Below are 19,959 nucleotides of genomic sequence, written 5' to 3'. Positions count from 1 at the left end.
CGCATCGACCCCTTTCAGGCCCTCACGCCGCGTAGCTGTTGCAGCCCCAGCGTTTGAAATTCTTCACGCGCGGACACTTGCTGACTTTCGTGATCCACAGGTCGAACACGCGCGGCTCGCGCAGGCAGGCGAAATAGCCCACGCCGTGAATCACCAGCGCGGCGGGCAAGGCGAGGAAGCTGCCCGTGATCAGGAACAGCTCGGTCGTCACCGCCGCGTTGATGATGAAATAGTTGTACGTCACCCCGGCGAACATCTGCGGCCGGGTGAGCGCGCGATGGACGGGATGGCGGACGAGCTGGTCCACGTCAGCCCCCGGCGGCCTGCTGAATGCCGGCAACGATCGATGCCGCGCCGAACAGGATGAAGCATCCGATGATCACGGTGGCCCCGAACCGCCAGTTCATCCGGCCCGTCAGCATCAGGAACCCGACCGCCGCGACCGCCATGACGGCAACGGCGGTGGCAACGTTGCCCAGCAACGTGCCCTGTAGCCAGCCGAGCGCCGCCACGATCGGGCCGGACCCCTGCGGATCGGCCACCTGTTGCGCCAGCGCGGCGGCGGGGCTGAAAAACAATGTCAGGGCAACAAGACGGGTAAGCGATCGCATCGGGTATCAATCCTCGCGGGAATGGTTGGAAAGGCGGCCCATGATCGCCGCCACGTATTGTCTGGTTTCGCGGATAGCGGGAATACCGCGGGCGCGCTCGACCCGGCCCGGGCCGGCGTTATAGGCGGCCAGGGCCTTCTCCAGATCGCCGCCGAAACGGTCGATCTGCGCGCGCAGATAGCGCGCACCGCCTTCGAGGTTGGCAAAGGGATCGGCCGGGTCGACACCCAGCTCGCGCGCGGTTCCCGGCATGAGCTGCGCCAGACCGCGCGCTCCCACGGGAGACACCGCATCGGGGCGCCACCGGCTCTCTTGCCATACGAGTGCTTCGATCAGCGCAGGGCTGAGATCGAAGCGGCGGGCCAGTTCGTGAACCTTGCGCGCATAAGCCTGCGGGATCGCGGCGGAATGGAGCGCCGGATCGGCAACCGCCTGCGCGGGCAGCGGATAATCGGCCGCCAGTTCGACCGGCGCGACGCCCTCGGCATCCGACACGCGGCTCGCATCGCCGGAATCGACAGCACTCAGCGCGCCGGCAATCCAGCGCGCACCCTGTGCATCGATTTCCATGACGTCCGCCCGGGCCGGGCTCGTCATTCCCGCCAGACATGCCGCAATGGCGAGCAGTGGCGACCGCTTGAGAATCATCGAACCCTCCGTCCACCTCCCTTGCGCACCGTACATGACAGGTTGGTGACAGCAAGTTGGATAGAATCGGGCAATTGCGTCATCTACGCAAGCGTACAGCTGACGTGCGCAGCCTTACCCGAAAAAGGGCGGACGAGCCACGGTTTCGTTTGTTGTTCCTGCGGCGCGAAGCGAGAGGCCTCGCTTCATCGATCAGCGCATGGTCACCCGGCTCGAACTCGAAGGCGCGAACTCGCCGCGATCGAGCATACGCAAGGCACGCCGGGCGAGATCGCGGGAATCGACCCAGTCGCCCCCGGCAACTTCGAGGCGCAATGCCGTTTCGCTTCGGGCGGCCGATCGGAACAGCTCGCGCGCTTCCTGCTCGCGCCCCGCCCGCGCATAGGCAATGCCGAGGTTAATCAACAGCGCAGGATCGTCGGCGCCGGCATCGGCCGCCTCTTCGAGAACCGCGATCGCTGCCTGATTACGATTTGCGACGAGTTCGTCGTAAGCCACGTCGGCCGAGGCACCGGCCTGCGTCGTCAGGACCAGACCCACGATCATAGAACCAATAGCCATAATCTCTCTCCATTTCGTCGACTAACGGATGAAAGAATGAGCCCGATCAAGGCTCGCTGCAACTAAAATGTCATACTGTCATTAATTTGTAACTATTCCGAGCGGCCTCGCTCTGCATGTCATATTTGTCATATTATAGTCATGATTGCAGCCGTGAATTTAAACTCCGGTCTTGCAAAGAAAGTGTCACGCCACGGTCCTAGTCCGCGGATCGCGATCTCGAATTCGCGACCAATCGATTCTCGGTTTTTTGAGGGGACCGCTCGCTGTGAAAACCATTCAACGCTCCATCGTTCTCGGCTGCGGCCTGGCCATTCTGGCCGGCTGCGGTGCCGACGAGATTTCTTCGCCGGGCACTGGCGGCAACGTGATTATCAATCCGCCCGCAACGCCTCCGCCGCCTCCGCCTCCTCCCCCGCCGCCGCCCGCGACCGTTTCGCCCGCGGCCGGCTGTCCGACGATCGCAGACCCCCAGGGCCTTACCGATGGCGGCACGATCAGCGGTCCGACCGGCGAGTATCGCATTTGCCAGTTGCCAAACCGCTTCAATTCCTCCTCGACGCTCCCTTATGTCGAAGGGTTGCTGTACTTTATGAACGGTCGCGTGGACGTCGGCACCGATGGCGGCCCGGTCGCTTCTGACGCCGATACAGACGTGACCCTGACCATCGAACCCGGCGCAATGTTTTACGCCAGCGGCTCATCGTTCCTGATGGTCAACCGCGGCAACAAGATCAACGCCGTCGGCACTGAGGAGATGCCGATCATCTTTACCAGCCGCGACAATGTGCTGGGTCTCAACAACGACAACTCGTCCGGCCAATGGGGCGGCGTTGTCCTCGCCGGCCGTGCGCCAGTGACCGATTGCGTCGCAGACGGCGCGGCGCCCGGCACAGTCGACTGCGAACGCCAGGTGGAAGGTGCGGCTCAACCCGCATTCTTCGGTGGCGCTACTGCGAACGACAGTTCGGGCACGATGCGCTACGTCCAGATCCGCTATTCGGGCTTCGTCCTGTCCGGCGACAACGAACTCCAGTCGCTGACAACCGGCGGCACCGGCACGGGCACCGAGCTGAGCCACATCATGAGCTACAACAGCTCGGACGATGGCGTCGAATTCTTCGGCGGCTTCGTCAACATGAAAAACCTGATCGTGGTCGGGGCGGAAGACGATTCGCTTGACACCGACACGGGTGTGAAAGCGAACCTGCAATACGTGATCGCCGTGCAGCGCAACGAAGTCGGCGACGGCATAATCGAAGCCGATTCGAGCAATGTGTTCATCGAGTCGACCCCGCGCCAGAACACGCAGGTCGTCAACGCGACCTTCATCCAACGTCGCACCAACGATCAGGCGATCCGCATTCGCGGCGGAGCCGACTACACGATCGCGAACAGCGTGCTGGTCGACGCATCGCAAGGCACGCCCTGCCTGCGCATCGACGATGAGGAAACGGTCCGCGCTGCGGACGCCGGGCTCGACGATGTCGGCCCGGTCCGGTTCGAATCGTTCGTCATGGACTGTGACACTCCGTTCCGGGATGGCGGCGACGTGACCGCAGCCGAAACCCAGGCGCTCTTCGATGGGGGTTCGAACAACAACTCGAACTTCACCTCGACGCTGTCGATGACTTTCATCAACGGCACCAACGAGAGCGGCGTGACCGCCTTCGATCCGACCGTCCTGTCGAGCTTTTTCGACAATGCGGACTACATCGGTGCGGTGCGCGACGATGCCGACACCTGGTACGCCGGCTGGACCTGCAATTCGGCGGCGGTGACTTTCGACAACGCGGTCAGCGATTGCACCTCGCTGCCGGTCTATTGATCGGACGATGATCCGGGGAGGCGCCCCGCTTGCCGGCGGGCCGCCTCCCCGCACTTTTTGGACCTAACGGTTTTCAGACGTCTAGACGAAGGGGGTCACCCACGATGTCCACTGGCAAGCAGTTGGCGGGGCTGCTTCTGCTCACCACCGCACTCACCATTCCCGGCGTCGCCCTGGCGCAAGGCACGGTCGGCGAATCCGGAACGGATGCGGAAGGCAGCACCCAGCAGCCACAAGGCGACGAGAGCGTGGCCGCTCCCGAAGAGGAAGCGGAAATCTCCATTCCCGGCGGCGGGGGCGAGATCATCGTCACAGGTCGCCGCACGCGCGACGTGACGCGCAGTTCGACCCAGGTCGTTTCGGTGCTCACAAGCGAGCAGATCGCGCGCACCGGCGAAGGCGACATCGCGGGTGCTCTGGGCAGGGTCACCGGTTTGTCGGTCCAGGGTCAGGGATTCGTCTACGTCCGCGGGCTGGGCGATCGTTATTCGCTCGCGCTGCTGAACGGCCTGCCGCTTCCCAGCCCGCAGCCGTTGAGCCGCGTGGTCCCGCTCGACATCTTCCCGACCGACGTGATCGCGTCCAGCCTCGTGCAGAAGACCTATTCGGCCAATTTTCCCGGCGAGTTCGGCGGCGGTGTCATCAATCTGACGACCCGCGCCATCCCGGATGAAAGCTTCTTCGAGATCAGCGCCGGCATCAGCGGCGACGAGCAGACCACGTTCTCGACTGGAAACGACTACTACGGTTCCGATTTCGACTGGTTTGGATTCGACGACGGGACCCGCAACGCCCCGCCCGCCCTGCGCGAATTCTTCGCGAGCGGCCTGCGGATGAGCGATGTCGAGGTCGACCAGCAGGCCATCGCGAAGCAACTCGGCAATCCCAACCTCCTGGTAACGCAGAAGGTCGAGGAACTGCCGGTAAACTGGTCCGCCAGCCTGACCGCAGGCACGTCCTTCCCCGCCTTCGGCGACGGCCGGTTCGGCGTGATCGCGACGGCCGGCATCAGCAACAAGTGGCGCAACCGCTCGATCATCTCGCAAAGTCCGATCAGCACGGATCTCGATCTCGGAACGGATTTCCGCAAGTTCGTTACCGACAACCGGATTCTGGTGAACGGGCTGCTTGGGTTCGGCCTTGAAGTCGGCGATCACCGCTTTCGCTGGACCAACCTCTATATCCGCGACACGCTGAAGCAGACGCGCCACGCGCTCGGCGAGGACCTTCTCGATAACGATACCGAATTCGTCCAGGATACCAGCTGGTACGAGCGGCAGCTCATAGACAGCCAGTTGGTTGCAGAGCTGGAATTCGGCGCGCTCGATATCGACCTGCGCGGCGGATACGCGCAGACCCGTCGCGAGGCGCCTTATGAATACAGTTTCACATATGTCCGCACCAATAACGAGAACGACCCGCTGGGGGATATCTTCGTCAATGTGCTCGACCGCCAGCGGGGCAGCGGCTCGGTCACCTTCTCGCATCTCAAGGAAGAGCTGTGGTACGGCGGAGTCGATATCGGCTACGCCCTGACCGACTGGCTCCGCCTCACTGCGGGCTATGCCTACACCGATACCGACCGCTATTCGGAACGGCGCGAATTCCTGTTCGATGCCGATTCCGGGTTCGAGGATGCGGTGGGCACGCTGCGTCCCGATCTGTTGCTCGGCGATGCGATAATTGAATATTACGACATCGGCCTGATCGAAACCACGCAATCCGATCCTGCCTTCGCAGCAGCGCTGGAGATTCACGCGGGCTATCTTCAGTCGCGCATCAATCCGATCGAAGGCCTGACTATCGATCTCGGCGTGCGCTACGAAGATGCCAAGCAGAGCGTGAACCCCGTCGAGGTCTTCGCCACCCCGACCAATTCGGGCAGTTCGACACTGCTCAAGAACGATTACTACCTTCCCGCCGGGACGATCACTTGGGAGATCACCGATTCTCTCCAGGCACGCATCAGCGGGTCGAAAACGATCGCGCGGCCGCAGTTCCGCGAGTTGATCTTCCAGACTTACTACGACCCGGAAACCGGCCGCCAGTACAACGGAAACCCGTTCCTGGTCGACAGCGAACTGACGAACTACGAAGCGCGTCTCGAATATTATTTCGGACAGGGCAACCGGGTATCGCTCGCCGGCTTCTACAAGGATATCGACAAGCCGATAGAAGTCTATTCGTCGTTCTCCGACAACGTCCAGATCGCGAGCTTCGCCAACGCCCCCAGTGCCAAGCTGCACGGGGCGGAGCTGGAATTCCAGCACAACTATGACCTGCTCGATTGGGGCGGCTGGTTCGAGACCAAGCGGATCGTGACCGTCGCCAATTACACTTACACCGATTCGAAGATCGAGGTTGGGCCGGACGATACGACGCTGATCTTCCCTGGCGGCGAACGGCCGGCGACCAACTATTTCCGCGATGGCGTTCCCCTGACCGGGCAGTCCGATCATCTGGTCAATGTCCAGCTGGGGCTGGAGGATGTCGATCGTCTCCAGCAGTTCACCATGCTCTTTTCCTACGCCAGCGAGCGGGTGACTGCACGCGGCACGGCCTCCCTTCCCGATATTGTCGAGGATCCGGGGCTGCGGGTGGACTTCGTTTATCGGCAAGGGCTGGATCTGTTCCGCGTCCCGGTCGAACTCAAACTGGAAGCGCGCAATATTTTCGGGCGCGACCATTACGAATTTCAGTCGAACGGAACCAACCGCATCGAAATCAACACCTACGAGGTCGGACAGAGTTTCGCGCTGTCGCTGTCGGCCAAGTTCTGACCGCGCTTGAGCCTCGCCTCACACAGGGCCTCGCAGTGGAAAGGCCGCTCCTTCGGGAGCGGCCTTTTTTCGTCAAGGGGCGTCGTAGACGTAGCCCAGCGAACGGACGGTGCGTAACGGACTGTTTGCTCCAGCCGCACGAAGCGCCCGCCTGAGACGCCCGATCCAGACATCGACGGTGCGCTCGTCGATCGGCGGTTCCAGTTTGCCCAGCCCGGCGATCAGCTCGGTGCGGGAGAGGACCTGGTTGGGGTTCTCCGCAAAAAAGCGCAGCAACCGGAATTCATTGGGCCGCAACTGGATCGGGCGCCCGGCCCACCGCGCCTGCAAGGCGGCCATGTCGATGGTCAGGTCTCCGATTTCGAGCCGCTGCGACGAATGGCGGCGCTGCTGGTGCGACTGCAATGCCAGAACGCGGTCGAGCACTGTCGTGCGGTCGAGCGGTCCGACCATGTAATCGTCCGCCCCGGCACGCAGCGCGCGCCGCCGATCCTCAATATCGTCGTTCTCGAGCACCATGGTAATGTGCGCGTCGGCCGTGCGAGCATCCGCGCGGAGCCGGCGGCACATCTCCAGCCCGGCGAGGTCGTCCATCACCCAGTCGACGAAAGCCCACATCGGACCTTCCAGAAGCTGGTGCGGCCCATCGGGATGCAATCGCGCGAAGACGAAGCGCGTTCCGTCGTGCTCAAGCTCCTCGATCGTGTCGGCAATGTCAGCCGTCAGAAATATATTGATGACGCCCACGCCCGGCTGTCCCCTTTGTTTGGGAACGGGTTGCCGCGCTCTTGTGACGGGTTGGTGACATATCCTTGTCGTTTCGAACCGAAAGTCCTTGTGCTCGGTCGACCCGCCCCGGCCCCATGTGGCCACCCCAGCCATCGCAGGAATCCACCCGCCATTCACATTGTAATGTTGCCCGTCTCTTGCGGAATCACACAACGATGTGTACCTGCAGGCCATGACCGATCTCAGCGCAAAGTCGATCAAGCAGAAGATCCAGGATCTGGTTTCTTCGGGAAATATGTCTCGAGCGGGCGTGGCGCGCGCCGCGGGGCTTCATGCCAATACCCTGCGCGACTGCGGCGAGGAAAGCTGGAATCCGACTTCCGAAACGCTCGACAAGCTGGCGGCCTTCCTGCGCGACAACGATGACCGGCCGGTCCTTGCCACGATCGAGGAAATTATCGACGAAGCGCGCAACGGGCGCATGTTCGTGCTGGTCGACGACGAAGATCGCGAGAACGAGGGTGACCTCGTCATCCCCGCCCAGATGGCCACCCCTGCGGCGATCAATTTCATGGCGACGCACGGCAAGGGCCTGATCTGCCTGTCGCTCGATCGCAAGCGGGTGGAGCGCCTGGGCCTCGAGCCGATGAGCAGGAACAATCGCGAATCGATGCAGACCGCCTTCACCGTTTCGATCGAGGCGCGCGAGGGGGTGACCACCGGCATTTCGGCGGCGGACCGGGCGCGCACCATTTCGGTGGCGATCGATGCCGGCAAGGGACCGGAAGACATCGTCAGTCCCGGCCACGTATTCCCGCTGGTCGCGCGCGACGGCGGGGTCCTGGTTCGCGCCGGCCATACCGAAGCCGCCGTGGACATCTCCCGCCTGGCCGGGCTCAATCCTTCGGGCGTGATCTGCGAGATCATGAACGAAGACGGCACGATGGCGCGAATGGACGATCTGATCGCCTTCGCGCGTCGTCACGATCTGAAGATCGGCACGATCCGCGACCTCATCGCCTACCGCCTGCGCCACGATCATCTGGTGGAACAGGTCAGCGAAAGCACGCTCCATTCCGATTATGGCGGCGAATGGCGCGCAATGACCTATCGCAGCAAAGTGTCCGGCGCGACGCATGTCGTGCTGCAGAAGGGGCACGTCGATCCCGAGCAGCCTACGCTGGTGCGGATGCACGCGATCTCGATTTTCGACGACGTGCTGGGCCAGTCGGGCGCGCGCAAGCGCCAGCTCCAGCGGTCGATGGCTGCAATCGGCGAGCGGGGGGCCGGCCTGATCGTCGTCATCATGCCCGACCGCCCGGAAATGTTGCAGGCGGAAATCGGACGTCACCCCCACCCCGACGGCGAACTGCGCGACTACGGCATCGGGGCGCAGATCCTGGTCGATCGCGGCGTGAGCGAGATGGTCCTGCTGTCGGACAGCGAGCGGACAGTGGTCGGCCTGGAAGGCTATGGCCTCAGAGTCGTGGGGCGCGAACCGATACCGGATTGAGATATCCGTTCGCGCCCCTGCAGAGCCTGGACCGGCGCGGGATCACATCGAGCGTGCAATCAGCATTTGCATGATTTCGTTCGATCCGCCGAAGATCCGCGTGACGCGGCTGTCGCGGAACATCTTCGCGATCGGATATTCGTTGATGTAGCCCCAGCCCCCGTGGAGCTGGAGGCACTTGTCGACCACCTCGCCCTGCAGTTCGGTGAGCCAGTACTTGGCGATGGAGGCAGTGGTCACGTCCAGCTCGCCGCGTAGCAGCTTGGCGATGCAGTCGTTCAGGAAAACCTTCGCCGCGGTCCCGCGCGCCTTGAGGTCGGCGAGAACGAACTGGGTGTTCTGAAAGTCCCAGATCGTCTGGCCGAAGGCCTTGCGCTGCTTGACGTATTCGACGGTTGTATCGAGCGCCTTTTCGATCGTGCTCATCGCACCGACCGCGATCACCAGCCGCTCCTGCGGCAGTTCGCCCATCAGTTGATAGAAGCCGCGGCCTTCCTGCCCGCCCAGGACATTGTCGGCCGGCACGAAGACATCGTCGAAGAACAGCTCGCTGGTGTCCGCCGCGTCCATGCCGACCTTGTCCAGCTTCTTGCCCCGGCGGAACCCCTCCGCCCCTTCGGTTTCGAGGCACAGGAGACTGATGCCCTTGGCCCGCTCGTTGGGATCGGTCTTGGCGACGACGACGATGAAGTTCGCCAGCTGGCCGCTGGAGATGAATGTCTTGGCGCCGTTGATGCGATAGCCGTTGCCGTCCTTCACCGCCGTAGTGGCAACGTTCTGGAGGTCGGAGCCGACCCCTGGCTCGGTCATCGCGATCGCGCTGATCAGCTCGCCCGAAACGAGGCGCGGCAGCCAGCGCTTCTTCTGCTCCTCGGTGCCGTGGCGCACGATGTAGGGCAGGATGATGACATTGTGGAGCGAACTGGCGAAGCCATCGACATCCTTGGCCGCCTGCTGGTCGAGAACGACGAGGTCGTGCCGGAAATCGCCCCCGTGGCCGCCGTATTCTTCCGGCACGGTCATGCCCAGGATTCCCGCCGCGCCGGCTTCGCGCCAGAATTCGCGGTCCACCTGGCCGTTCTCGCGCCAGCTTTCGACCCGCTTGGCCGGCGCGTGCTGATCGAAGAACTTGCCGACCGCGTCGCGGAACACGGCAATCTCCTCGTCCCGCATGAATTCGGGATCGGGAACGTCGATAACGGGCATTGGCGGTGTCTCCTCTCGAAACGGTCAGACGACGGCGCCGCTGTCGCGCAAGGCGGCGATTTCAGCGGCATCGAGGCCAAGCGATTGCAGGATCGCGTCGCTGTCGTCGCCCGGCAGCGGGGCAGCCGGGGGCGAATCGGGCGCGGTGCGCGAATAGCGCGGGGCGGGCGCCGGCTGGATGTCGCCGTCGACCTCCACGAACGCCCGGCGCGCCACGTTATGCGGATGGCGCGCTGCCTCGCTCATGGTCAGGACCGGGGCGTAGCAGGCGTCGGTATGCTCCATCAGCGCGTCCCACTCGTCGCGGGTCTTCGTTTTGAACAGCGCGGCGAGCTTGTCCTTGAGCATGTCCCACTTCGCCCGGTCGTGCTGGGCGTCGAAGTCGCGATCTTCCTCCAGCCCGAGGATGCGGCGCAGCTCAGCGTAGAACTGCGGCTCGATGCTGCCGATGGAGACGAACTTGCCGTCCCTCGTCTCATATGTGTCGTAGAAGTGCGCGCCGGTGTCGAGCATGTTGGCGCCGAGGTCTTCCGACCACACGCCCGAGTTCTTCATCCCGTGGATCATGCCCATGAGCACCGCGGTGCCATCGGTCATCGCCGCATCGATAACCTGCCCTTCCCCGCCGCGCGCGACGTTGAGCAGCGCGGCGACCATGCCGAAGGCAAGCATCATGCCGCCCCCGCCGAAGTCGCCGACCATGTTGATCGGCGGAGTCGGCTTCTCGCCCGCGCGACCGAAATGCGCCAGTGCGCCGGCAAGCGCGATATAATTGATGTCGTGCCCCGCATAAGGTGCATAGGGGCCGGTCTGGCCCCAGCCCGTCATGCGACCATAGACCAGCTTCGGATTGTCGCCGAGCAGCTCGTCCGGCCCCAGCCCCAGGCGCTCCATCACCCCGGGACGGAACCCCTCGATCAATCCATCCGCGCTCGCGCAGATGCGCCGAGCAAGGGCGACGCCCTCCTCGCTCTTCAGGTCGAGCGCGATCGACTTGCGTCCGCGGGCCAGCACGTCCTTGCGGGTCACCGGCTGCGATCCGCCGCGCGAGCCGGTGGGGCGATCGATCCGAATGACTTCGGCGCCGTGGTCGGCAAGCATCATGCCGCAGAACGGTCCGGGGCCGATTCCGGCGAATTCGACGATGCGCAGGCCGGTCAGTGGGCCGGCCACGCTATTTGCCCTTCCAGTTCGGCTTGCGCTTTTCCGCGAATGCAGCCGCGCCCTCGCGCGCATCCTCGCTCACGAAGACCGGCCCGATCAGGGCAGCCTGGCGGTCGTAACGCTCGTCCATCGGCCAGGCCCGCGATTCGCGCACGATCTGCTTCGAAACGCGCACCGCAAGCGGACCGTTCGCGGCGATCCGGCCCGCAAGTTCGAGCGCGGCGTCGAGTGCGCTGCCCTCCGCCACCCGGTTGATCAGACCCAGCTCGTAAGCGCGCGCGGCATCGATGAAATCGCCGGTGAGCGCCAGTTCCATCGCGATCCGTTCGGGGATCTGATCGGGCAGCATCATCACCCCGCCGGCGGCCGCGACCAGCCCGCGCTTCACCTCGGGAATGCCGAATTGCGCATCGGCGCCGGCCACGACGAGGTCGCAGGCGATCATCAGTTCCAGGCCGCCGGCCAGCGCATATCCTTCGACCGCGGCGATCAGCGGCTTCTTCGGCGGAGCCTGGACGACACCGCCGAACCCGCGCCCCTCGATCATCGGCGATTCGCCGCGCAGGAACCCTTTGAGGTCCATGCCGGAGCAGAACGTGCCGCCCGCCCCGGTCAGCACGCCGACGCGCAGGTCGTCTTCCGCGTCGAGCCGGTCCATCGCTGCCGCGATGCCTTCGGCCGCGGCCTTGTTCATCGCGTTCTTGGCGTCGGGCCGGTTGATGGTGACGATCAGCACGCCCTCGCGCACCTCCGTCAGGATCTCCTCGCTCATCCTCTCACTCCATTTCTTATCGAAACTGTTCTTGTGCCCTTGCTGACCAAGCCTTACGCATGCGTCAACCCGATTCCGCCAAGAGAGGAGAGATTGCCGCGATGCCAGAGGCCTATATCATCGATGCGGTGCGCACACCCCGGGGCATTGGCAAAGTCGGCAAAGGCGCGCTGGCGCATATGCACCCGCAACACCTCGCCGCCACCGTGCTTGCGGCGATCGCGAAGCGCAACGCGCTCGACACCAGGGACGTCGACGACGTGATCTGGTCGACCAGCACGCAGAAGGGCAAGCAGGGCGGCGACCTGGGGCGCATGGCCGCGCTCGACGCCGGCTACGACGTCACGTCTTCGGGCATGACGCTCGACCGGTTCTGCGGCGGCGGGATCACCAGCGTGAACCTCGCGGCAGCGCAAGTGATGAGCGGCATGGCCGACCTCGTCGTCGCCGGCGGGACCGAGATGATGAGCTATACCGCCAGCTCGATGCAGGAGGAGATGCAAGCGGGGATCATGCCGCTGGGCATGGGTTCGGGCAACGAGCGGCTGCGCGAGGTGCACCCGCAAAGCCACCAGGGCGTCTGCGGCGATGCGATCGCGACGATGGAGGGCTTCACCCGCGAGGAACTCGACGCGCTTGCCCTGCGCAGCCAGCGCAACGCCGCGCGCGCGATCGAGGAGGGGCGGTTCGACAAGTCGCTCGTCGCCGTGACCGACGCCGACGGCAACGTCGTCCTCGACCGTGAGGAATTCCCCCGCCCGCAGACCACGGCAGAGGGGCTGGCCGAACTGCAGCCGAGTTTCGAGAAGATCGCCCGAACCCCGCTGGATGCCGATGGCACGACATTCGCCGGGCTCATCAACCAGAAATACCCCGATCTGGAAATTCGCCACTTCCACCATGCCGGCAACAGTTCGGGCGTGGTCGATGGCGCCGCCGCCGTATTGCTTGCCGGCAAGGAGTATGCGCAGGCCCATGGGCTGAAGCCGCGCGCGCGGATCGTCGCGACCGCCAACCAGGGCGACGACCCCACCTTGATGCTCAACGCACCCGTTCCCGCTGCAAAGAAAGTGCTCGCCAAGGCCGGCCTCTCCAAGGACGATATCGACCTGTGGGAAATCAACGAGGCCTTTGCCGTCGTGGCGGCGAAGTTCATTCGCGATCTCGACCTGCCGGAAGACAAAGTGAACGTGAACGGCGGCGCGATTGCGCTGGGCCACCCGATCGGTGCAACCGGATCGATCCTGATCGGCACCGCGCTCGACGAGCTGGAGCGGACGGGCGGCCGCTATGCCCTCGTCACAATGTGCGCGGCGGGCGGAATGGCGCCGGCCGTCGTGATCGAACGGGTCGACGATTTCGTCGATTGAGGATAGCGACCTGCCCATGGACCTGATCGGACCCGTATCGCGCAGCTACATCTCGCAGCGCACCAAGCTTCACTACGCCGACTGGGGCAATCCCGAGGCGCCGCCGCTGATCCTGCTCCACGGCGGGCGCGACCATTGCCGCAGCTGGGACTGGACGGCCAAGGCGCTGCGCGACGACTGGCACGTGATCTGCCCCGATTTGCGCGGCCACGGCGACAGCGGGTGGAGCCGGACGGGCTATTACCCGGTCATGGGTTATGTCTTCGACCTCGCCCAGCTCGTCGTGCTCAACGATCTCGCTCCGGTAACGATCGTCGCCCATTCGCTGGGCGGCAACGTGGCGCTGCGTTTCACCGGGCTTTACCCGGACAAAGTCCGCAAGATCGTCGCGATCGAAGGCCTCGGCTTTTCCCCCGAACGGCAGGCAGAGCGCGAGGCGATGGGGCCGGAAGCGATCTGGGGCGAATATTTCGACAAGAAGCGTGAGGCGGCAGCCCGCCAGCCGCGCCGCTATGCCACGTTCGATGACGCGCTGAGCCGCATGCACGAGGCGAACAGCTATCTGTCGAAAGAGCAGGCGCTGCACCTCACCCAGCATGCCGTCATGCGTAACGAGGACGGCACGTTCAGCTGGAAGTTCGATCCGCACCTGCATGCCTGGCCGCCCGAGGACATGACCTATCCGCAGCTCGAGGCGTTGTGGAACCGGATCGAATGCCCCACGCGCCTGATCTACGGCAACGACAGCTGGGCCTCCAATCCCGAAAAGGACGGGCGCATTCGCCATTTCCGCAATGCGACCGTCAGCGCCTACGACAACGCCGGGCACTGGGTCCACCACGACCGCTTCCCGGATTTCCTGGAGGAACTGCGCGCGTTCCTGTGACCGCGCGCGAACCGGTATGGACCTGAGCCCCCGCGACAGCGAAGATTTCCCCGAAATCCGCGAAGGCGTGCGCCGGCTCTGCACGCAGTTTCCCGGGGAATACTGGCGCAAGCTCGATGCCGCGCGCGAATATCCGACCGAATTCGTGCGCGCGCTGACAGAGGCGGGCTGGCTGTCCGTCCTGATCCCGGAGGAATACGGCGGCTCCGGCCTGGGCCTGTCCGCGGCAGCCGCGATCCTCGAGACGATCCAGGCGGAAGGGTGCAACGGCGGGGCCTGCCACGCCCAGATGTACATCATGGGCACGATCCTGCGGCACGGGTCGGAGGAGCAGAAGCGCGAATACCTGCCCCGGATCGCCAGCGGCGAGCTGCGGCTCCAGGCCTTCGGCGTCACCGAGCCGACCAGCGGCACCGACACGACCGCGCTGCGCACCACGGCGGTGCGCGAGGGGGACGAATACGTCGTCAACGGGCAGAAGATCTGGACCAGCCGGGCCGAGCATTCGGACCTGATGCTGCTGCTTGCGCGCACGACCCCGCGCGAGCAGGTGGCGAAGAAGACCGAAGGGCTTTCGACCTTCATCGTCGACATGCGCGAGGTCGCGGGCAAGTCGCTGACGATCCGCCCGATCCGCACGATGATGAACCACGCGACGACCGAGGTCTTCTTCGACAATATGCGCATTCCCGCGAGCGCGCTGGTGGGCGAGGAAGGCAAGGGCTTCCGCTACATCCTGTCGGGCATGAATGCCGAGCGCACGCTGATCGCGGCCGAATGCGTCGGCGATGCCAAGTGGTTCATCGCCAAGGCCGCGGCCTATGCCGGCGAGCGAAAGGTGTTCGGGCGCGCCATAGGGGCGAACCAGGGCATTTCGTTCCCCATCGCCCGCGCTTACGCCAATATGCGCGCGGCGGAACTGATGGTGCAGGAGGCCGCGCGGCTTTACGAAGCGGGCAAGCCGATGGGGGCGGAGGCGAACATGGCCAAGATGCTCGCCGCCGACGCCTCGGTCGAAGCCGGCAACGCCTGCATCCAGACCCACGGCGGCTTCGGCTTCGCGGAAGAATACGACATAGAGCGCAAGTTCCGCGAAACGCGCCTCTACCAGGTGGCCCCGATCTCCACCAACCTGATCCTGTCCTATCTGGCCGAGCACGTTCTGGGGATGCCGCGCAGCTACTGATCCCCCGGTTCGCGGAACCGCGTTCCCCAACGCACATTACCCTTAGCGAGGGCGTGCGGCGGCAAGACCCGGAACCGGCCCGACCGTGCGCAGACCTCCCGAAGCATGGAGGATGCGAACGATGGACGACGTTTCGACCGCCACGGGAAGCGGCGGCCCCCGCCGCTGGGCAGCAATCGCACTGGGCATCCTGCTCGCGCTGATCGGCCTTGCGCTTTTCGCCGGCGGAGCCTGGCTCGCCGCGCTCGGCGGATCGATCTACTACCTGCTGGCCGGCCTTGCCGTCGGCGTCAGCGGCATCCTGATCGCCCGCGGCCGCGTCGCCGGCATCGCGCTCTATACGCTGGCATTCCTGGCCACGGTCGCCTGGGCGCTGTGGGAATCGGGGCTGGACGGCTGGGCGCTGGTGCCGCGCATCGTCGGCCCGGCCGTGCTGATGGTCCTGGTCATCCTCGTCGCGCCGCTGATGCAGCGGCGCCCGTTCGGATGGGCCGGGGCCGGCGCCCTGGCGGCGGGGTGCCTCGCGCTTGTGGCCGGCGGTTTCTTCCTCGTCGCGCAGGCCGGGGAGAGGACGACCCGCCCCCTTCCCCGGGCAGACTTCGCCGCGGCGGGCGGGTTCCAGGCCGCCGGGAGCGAATGGCGCGCCTATGGCGGCACGGCCGATGCGCAGCGCTATTCCACGCTCGCCCAGATCACGCCGGACAATGTCGGTCGCCTCGAACGGGCCTGGGTCGCGCACACCGGCGATCTTCCCGCCGATATGAACGACAACAGCTATGGCGCGGAGACCACCCCGCTCAAGATCGGCGACACGTTGTACCTGTGTTCCGCGACGAACATCCTGATCGCGCTCGACGCCGCGAGCGGCCGTGAGCGCTGGCGCCACGATCCGGGCGTGTCGGACGACTGGATTCCCTATACCGCCGCCTGTCGCGGGGTTGCCTATCACGAGGCGAGCGAGGGCGATCCCGATGCACCGTGCGCGCGCCGGATTATCGAGGGCACGCTCGATGCCCGGATCGTCGCGGTGGACGCGCGCACCGGCCGCCCCTGCCTCGATTTCGGCGACGGTGGCTCGGTCGATATTACCGAGGGCATGGGGCCGGTGGTGCCGGGCATGGTGTCGATCACTTCGCCCCCGGTCGTCGTGCGCGGCAATATCGTTACCGGCCATCAGGTGCTCGACGGGCAGAAGCTGGATGCACCCTCGGGCGTGATCCAGGCGTTCGACGCGGTTACCGGCGAGCTGGCCTGGGCCTGGGACCTGGGCGCGCCCGATCGCCAGGGGCGCCCCGAAGGCGACGCGACGTACACCCGCGGCACGCCCAACATGTGGACGATGGCCTCCGCCGACGAGGAACTCGGCCTTGTCTACCTGCCAATGGGAAATTCGGCGGGCGATTACTGGAGCGGGGCGCGCAGCGCGGCGGAAAACGAATATGCCACCGCGCTGGTCGCGCTCGACGCCGAAACCGGGCGGCCGCGCTGGCATTTCCAGACCGTGCACAAGGACGTGTGGGACTACGATCTCGGCTCGCAGCCGACGCTGATCGATCTGCCCGGAGGAATCCCCGCCGTCGTCCTCGCCAGCAAGCAGGGCGACATCTACATTCTCGACCGCCGCGACGGCCGGCTGATCTCGCGGGCCGAGGAGCGCCCCGTCGCCCAGGGCGGCGTCGAGCCGGAAGAGCGCGCCGCGACCCAGCCTTTTTCGCTGTTTCATACGCTCGCGCAGCCGCGGCTGGAGGAGCGCGACATGTGGGGCATGTCGCCGCTCGACCAGCTCGCCTGCCGCATCCAGTTCCGCCGCGCCGCCTATGACGGGATGTACACGCCGCCGACGGCGGACCGGCGCTGGGTCCAGTACCCGGGCTACAACGGCGGTTCGGACTGGGGCGGTATCGCCATCGACCCGCGGCACGGCGTGATCGTGGCCAACTACAACGACATGCCGAACTACAACCGCCTCGTCCCCCGCGCCGAAGCGAACGAGAAAGGTTGGGCGCCGCGCGGGGAGGCACGCGGCGGCGCGATGAGCGGCGGCGCGGAAGGCGCGGGCGACCCGCAGATGGGCGCGCCCTACGCGATCGACGTCAACGCCGGCTGGCGCCTGCCCTTCACCGGCCTGCTGTGCAAGGAGCCGCCCTATGGCGGCATCCGCGCGATCGACTTGCGCACGGGCGAGACGATCTGGGACCGGCCGTTCGGCACGGCCCGACGCAACGGCCCCTTCGGCATACCGTCCATGCTGCCGCTGGATATCGGGACGCCCAACAACGGCGGCAGCGTCGTCACCGCCAGCGGGCTGATCTTCATCGCCGCGGCGACGGACAACCTGTTCCGCGCGATCGACCTGCGCACCGGCGAAACCCTGTGGCAGGATGTCCTGCCCGCCGGCGGCCAGGCCACGCCGATGACGTACGAGGCGAACGGCCGGCAATACGTGGTCATCATGGCCGGCGGGCACCACTTCATGGAAACGCCCGTCGGCGACGAACTGGTCGCCTATGCCCTTCCGCGCGAGTAGGCTCGTCCGTCCCGTCGCCGCGCGCGCAGAGGGCGAGAGAGCACCGGAATGACTCTGGCGACCGTGCTTCTCCTCGCCCTGTTGCCCGCAGCGGGCAGTCTGTTCGGCTTCGGTCTGGCGGAATGGCGCAAGCCGCCGCCGTGGCTGACCGGGGCCGCGCTGCACATGGCGGCAGGGATCGCCACCGCCGTCGCCGCGATCGAACTCGTGCCCCGCGCCCAGGAGCGCAGCACCATCTGGGCCATGGCGATCGCGATCCTCGTCGGCGCCGTCGTCTCGGTCGTGTTGGTCCGGTTGAGCCGCCGTTTCCAGGGCAAGGCGCGCCATTCGGGTTCGTTCGTGTGGGGCGCCTACACCGCGATCGCGGTCGACCTGTTTACCGACGGCCTGATGACCGGCGGCGGCGGCGCGGTCGCGGCCGAACTCGGCCTCCTGCTCGCGGCCTCGCAGGTCCTCGGCAACTTGCCGGGCGGCTTCGCGATTGCCGCCGCCCTGCGCTCCAACCACGTCGCCCGGCGCAAGCGCCTGATCGCGGCCCTGGCCTTTCCGGTCGCACCGATCGCCGGCGCGTTGGGCGGCTTTCTGGTGCTGGAGGATGCGAGCGAGGCACTGACCGGGTTCGTCCTCGCCCTGTTCGCCGGCCTGCTGCTGACCGCCACGATAGAGGATCTCGTGCCCGAAGCCGACGCCCCCGGCACGGCGCGCAAGGTTTCGAGCCCGGCATTCGCCGCCGGCTTCGTGCTTCTGCTGTTCATGTCGGCTTACCTGGGAGGGTGATCGATGCCCGATTTGACCGCGCTCCCGATCGGATGGCTGGCCATGCTGTTCCTGGCCGGAGCCGCCATCGTCTGGTTCGCCGGGGCGCGGCTCGCGCGCTATGCCGACGAGGTTTCGCACCGATCGGGGATCGAACAGGCGGTGATCGGCGTGCTCCTGCTCGGGGCGATCACCTCGCTGCCGGAAATTTCCACCACCACGGTCGCCACGCTGTCGGGCAACCCGGCGATGGCGGTCAACAATCTGCTGGGCGGCATCGCTTTCCAGGTCGTGGTAATCGCGCTGGCCGACCTGTTCGTCGGCAAGAGTGCGCTGACCAGCATGGTGCCCGGCACGCGCACCATTCTCAACGCCGGGATCAGCATCGTGCTGCTGGTCCTGGCGGCAATCGGGGTGATGATCGGCGACTGGGAGCTGCCCCTGGGCAGCGTGGGCTTCTTTCCCGTTCTGATCGCAGTGGTCTATGCCATCTGCCTGTCGCAGCTCAACCGCGAAGTGGCTGCGGGCGGTTGGGTCCCTGCAACGGAATCGCGGGTGGAAAGGCAGGCGCTCGACCGGCCAGAAATCGGCAATGCACGGCTGGGGCTGGCCGTAGCGCTTGCCGCCCTCGCCATCTTCGCCGGCGGGACCGTGGTGACCCTCTCTGCCGAAGGCCTTGCGGAGCAGACCGGCACCGATACCGGTATCGTCGGCCTGACCCTGCTCGCGGTGGCGACGTCGCTGCCCGAACTGAGCACGGCGATCGCCGCCGTGCGGCTGCGCCGGGCGGAACTGGCGATCGGCGACATTCTCGGCGGCAACATGTTCGACGTCGTCCTGATCCTGCTGATCGACGTGCTCGACGGAGGGCCGCCGGTGTTGCAGCAGGTGGACCGGGCATCGATGACGATGGCGTTGATCGGTGTCCTTCTCACCGCGCTGATAATGATCGGGCTGGTCGAAAGGCGCGACAAGGCACGGCTGCGCATGGGATACGACAGTATCGCGGTCCTGGTGGTCTACGCCGCAGGGATAACCGCAATCCTGAGCGGAATCCTTTCGGGCTAGTATGATGAGAAAGGCGTTTGCATCTTTGAAAGATGGTCACCCTGAACTCGGTATCGGGAAACCGGCGTCAGGCCATCAGGGCGGGCAGGAAGTCGTAGAGCACGCCCAGCGCGGCGAGCGCGATCGCCAGGCCGGCCACCGAAACCGGGGAGCGAACGCGGCGCCAGCGCCACAGGCCGGCAAGCGCCGCCAGCGCGGCTATCGTTATCGCGAGTGTCAGCCACAGGACGATCGGGCGCCCGGGAAGGATCGAACCGATCGACCATGCCGCCATGAAATGCGCGGTCCACACCGTGAAGGCGCCGCCCAGGGCGATCCAGTCGAGCCGATTGTCGAAATGCGGGTTCATGCGAT

At 65.5% G+C, this 19,959-nt stretch carries 18 protein-coding genes; 9 read left to right on the top strand and 9 right to left on the bottom strand.

Going from position 1 to position 19,959, the window contains the following annotated elements:
* Positions 1-22: 22 nt before the first annotated feature.
* The 4 genes from V5F89_RS07995 to V5F89_RS07980 all read right to left on the bottom strand — a co-directional run bounded on the left by V5F89_RS07995 (position 23) and on the right by V5F89_RS07980 (position 1,820).
* Positions 23-307, bottom strand: a complete 285-nt coding sequence (locus tag V5F89_RS07995; RefSeq protein ID WP_338445131.1) for a VirB3 family type IV secretion system protein — start codon at positions 305-307, stop codon at positions 23-25.
* A 1-nt stretch (position 308) separates the two neighbouring features.
* Complete coding sequence (locus V5F89_RS07990; protein ID WP_338445130.1) at positions 309-611, bottom strand: TrbC/VirB2 family protein; 303 nt, start codon at positions 609-611, stop codon at positions 309-311.
* A gap of 6 nt (positions 612-617) precedes the next feature.
* Positions 618-1,259, bottom strand: a complete 642-nt coding sequence (locus V5F89_RS07985) for a lytic transglycosylase domain-containing protein (protein ID WP_338445129.1) — start codon at positions 1,257-1,259, stop codon at positions 618-620.
* Between the two features lie 192 nt (positions 1,260-1,451).
* Positions 1,452-1,820 (bottom strand): hypothetical protein, encoded by a 369-nt coding sequence (locus tag V5F89_RS07980; protein WP_338445128.1) that lies wholly within the window; start codon positions 1,818-1,820, stop codon positions 1,452-1,454.
* Positions 1,821-2,088: 268 nt separating this feature from the next.
* Between V5F89_RS07980 and V5F89_RS07975 the strand changes: the two genes are divergently transcribed.
* Together V5F89_RS07975 and V5F89_RS07970 are read left to right on the top strand one after the other, a co-directional pair.
* Complete coding sequence (locus V5F89_RS07975) at positions 2,089-3,648, top strand: hypothetical protein (protein ID WP_338445127.1); 1,560 nt, start codon at positions 2,089-2,091, stop codon at positions 3,646-3,648.
* Positions 3,649-3,752: 104 nt separating this feature from the next.
* Entirely contained in the window at positions 3,753-6,428 is a 2,676-nt protein-coding gene (locus V5F89_RS07970; RefSeq protein ID WP_338445126.1) for a TonB-dependent receptor domain-containing protein, read from the top strand.
* A gap of 72 nt (positions 6,429-6,500) precedes the next feature.
* Here V5F89_RS07970 and V5F89_RS07965 read toward each other — a convergent pair whose 3' ends face one another.
* A complete protein-coding gene (locus tag V5F89_RS07965; protein WP_338445125.1) occupies positions 6,501-7,175 on the bottom strand; it encodes a response regulator transcription factor in 675 nt (224 codons plus the stop codon).
* A 214-nt stretch (positions 7,176-7,389) separates the two neighbouring features.
* On the opposite strand from V5F89_RS07965, the gene ribB reads away from it, so the two are divergent.
* Positions 7,390-8,670 carry a 3,4-dihydroxy-2-butanone-4-phosphate synthase gene (gene ribB / locus V5F89_RS07960; protein ID WP_338445124.1) on the top strand — a complete coding sequence of 427 codons (1,281 nt, stop codon included), beginning with the start codon at positions 7,390-7,392 and terminating at the stop codon, positions 8,668-8,670.
* 42 nt (positions 8,671-8,712) lie between these two features.
* On the opposite strand, the gene V5F89_RS07955 is transcribed toward ribB, so the two are convergent.
* The 3 genes from V5F89_RS07955 to V5F89_RS07945 are packed head-to-tail and all read right to left on the bottom strand — an operon-like array spanning position 8,713 to position 11,812.
* Positions 8,713-9,876: an acyl-CoA dehydrogenase family protein gene (locus V5F89_RS07955; RefSeq protein WP_338445123.1), complete on the bottom strand. Its 1,164-nt coding sequence runs from the start codon at positions 9,874-9,876 to the stop codon at positions 8,713-8,715.
* 24 nt (positions 9,877-9,900) lie between these two features.
* On the bottom strand, positions 9,901-11,049 hold the full coding sequence (locus tag V5F89_RS07950; RefSeq protein ID WP_338445122.1) for a CaiB/BaiF CoA-transferase family protein: 1,149 nt from the start codon (positions 11,047-11,049) through the stop codon (positions 9,901-9,903).
* 1 nt (position 11,050) lies between these two features.
* On the bottom strand, positions 11,051-11,812 hold the full coding sequence (locus V5F89_RS07945) for a crotonase/enoyl-CoA hydratase family protein (RefSeq protein ID WP_338445121.1): 762 nt from the start codon (positions 11,810-11,812) through the stop codon (positions 11,051-11,053).
* A gap of 101 nt (positions 11,813-11,913) precedes the next feature.
* Between V5F89_RS07945 and V5F89_RS07940 the strand changes: the two genes are divergently transcribed.
* The 6 genes from V5F89_RS07940 to V5F89_RS07915 all read left to right on the top strand — a co-directional run bounded on the left by V5F89_RS07940 (position 11,914) and on the right by V5F89_RS07915 (position 19,605).
* The gene (locus V5F89_RS07940; protein WP_338445120.1) at positions 11,914-13,182 is read left to right on the top strand and encodes an acetyl-CoA C-acetyltransferase; all 1,269 of its coding nucleotides are present in this window, start codon (positions 11,914-11,916) and stop codon (positions 13,180-13,182) included.
* A 16-nt stretch (positions 13,183-13,198) separates the two neighbouring features.
* Positions 13,199-14,068 carry an alpha/beta hydrolase gene (locus tag V5F89_RS07935; RefSeq protein WP_338445119.1) on the top strand — a complete coding sequence of 290 codons (870 nt, stop codon included), beginning with the start codon at positions 13,199-13,201 and terminating at the stop codon, positions 14,066-14,068.
* Between the two features lie 16 nt (positions 14,069-14,084).
* The gene (locus V5F89_RS07930; protein WP_338445118.1) at positions 14,085-15,254 is read left to right on the top strand and encodes an acyl-CoA dehydrogenase family protein; all 1,170 of its coding nucleotides are present in this window, start codon (positions 14,085-14,087) and stop codon (positions 15,252-15,254) included.
* 121 nt (positions 15,255-15,375) lie between these two features.
* Entirely contained in the window at positions 15,376-17,781 is a 2,406-nt protein-coding gene (locus tag V5F89_RS07925) for a membrane-bound PQQ-dependent dehydrogenase, glucose/quinate/shikimate family (RefSeq protein ID WP_338445117.1), read from the top strand.
* A 48-nt stretch (positions 17,782-17,829) separates the two neighbouring features.
* Positions 17,830-18,558, top strand: a complete 729-nt coding sequence (locus V5F89_RS07920) for a hypothetical protein (protein WP_338445116.1) — start codon at positions 17,830-17,832, stop codon at positions 18,556-18,558.
* A gap of 3 nt (positions 18,559-18,561) precedes the next feature.
* Complete coding sequence (locus V5F89_RS07915; protein ID WP_338445115.1) at positions 18,562-19,605, top strand: hypothetical protein; 1,044 nt, start codon at positions 18,562-18,564, stop codon at positions 19,603-19,605.
* A 67-nt stretch (positions 19,606-19,672) separates the two neighbouring features.
* On the opposite strand, the gene V5F89_RS07910 is transcribed toward V5F89_RS07915, so the two are convergent.
* Complete coding sequence (locus V5F89_RS07910) at positions 19,673-19,954, bottom strand: hypothetical protein (protein WP_338445114.1); 282 nt, start codon at positions 19,952-19,954, stop codon at positions 19,673-19,675.
* Positions 19,955-19,959: the final 5 nt, after the last annotated feature.

The sequence above is a fragment of the Pelagerythrobacter marensis genome (genome assembly GCF_036700095.1).
GTDB lineage: Bacteria > Pseudomonadota > Alphaproteobacteria > Sphingomonadales > Sphingomonadaceae > Pelagerythrobacter > Pelagerythrobacter marensis_A.
This window is presented reverse-complemented; position numbering and strand designations above follow the sequence as displayed.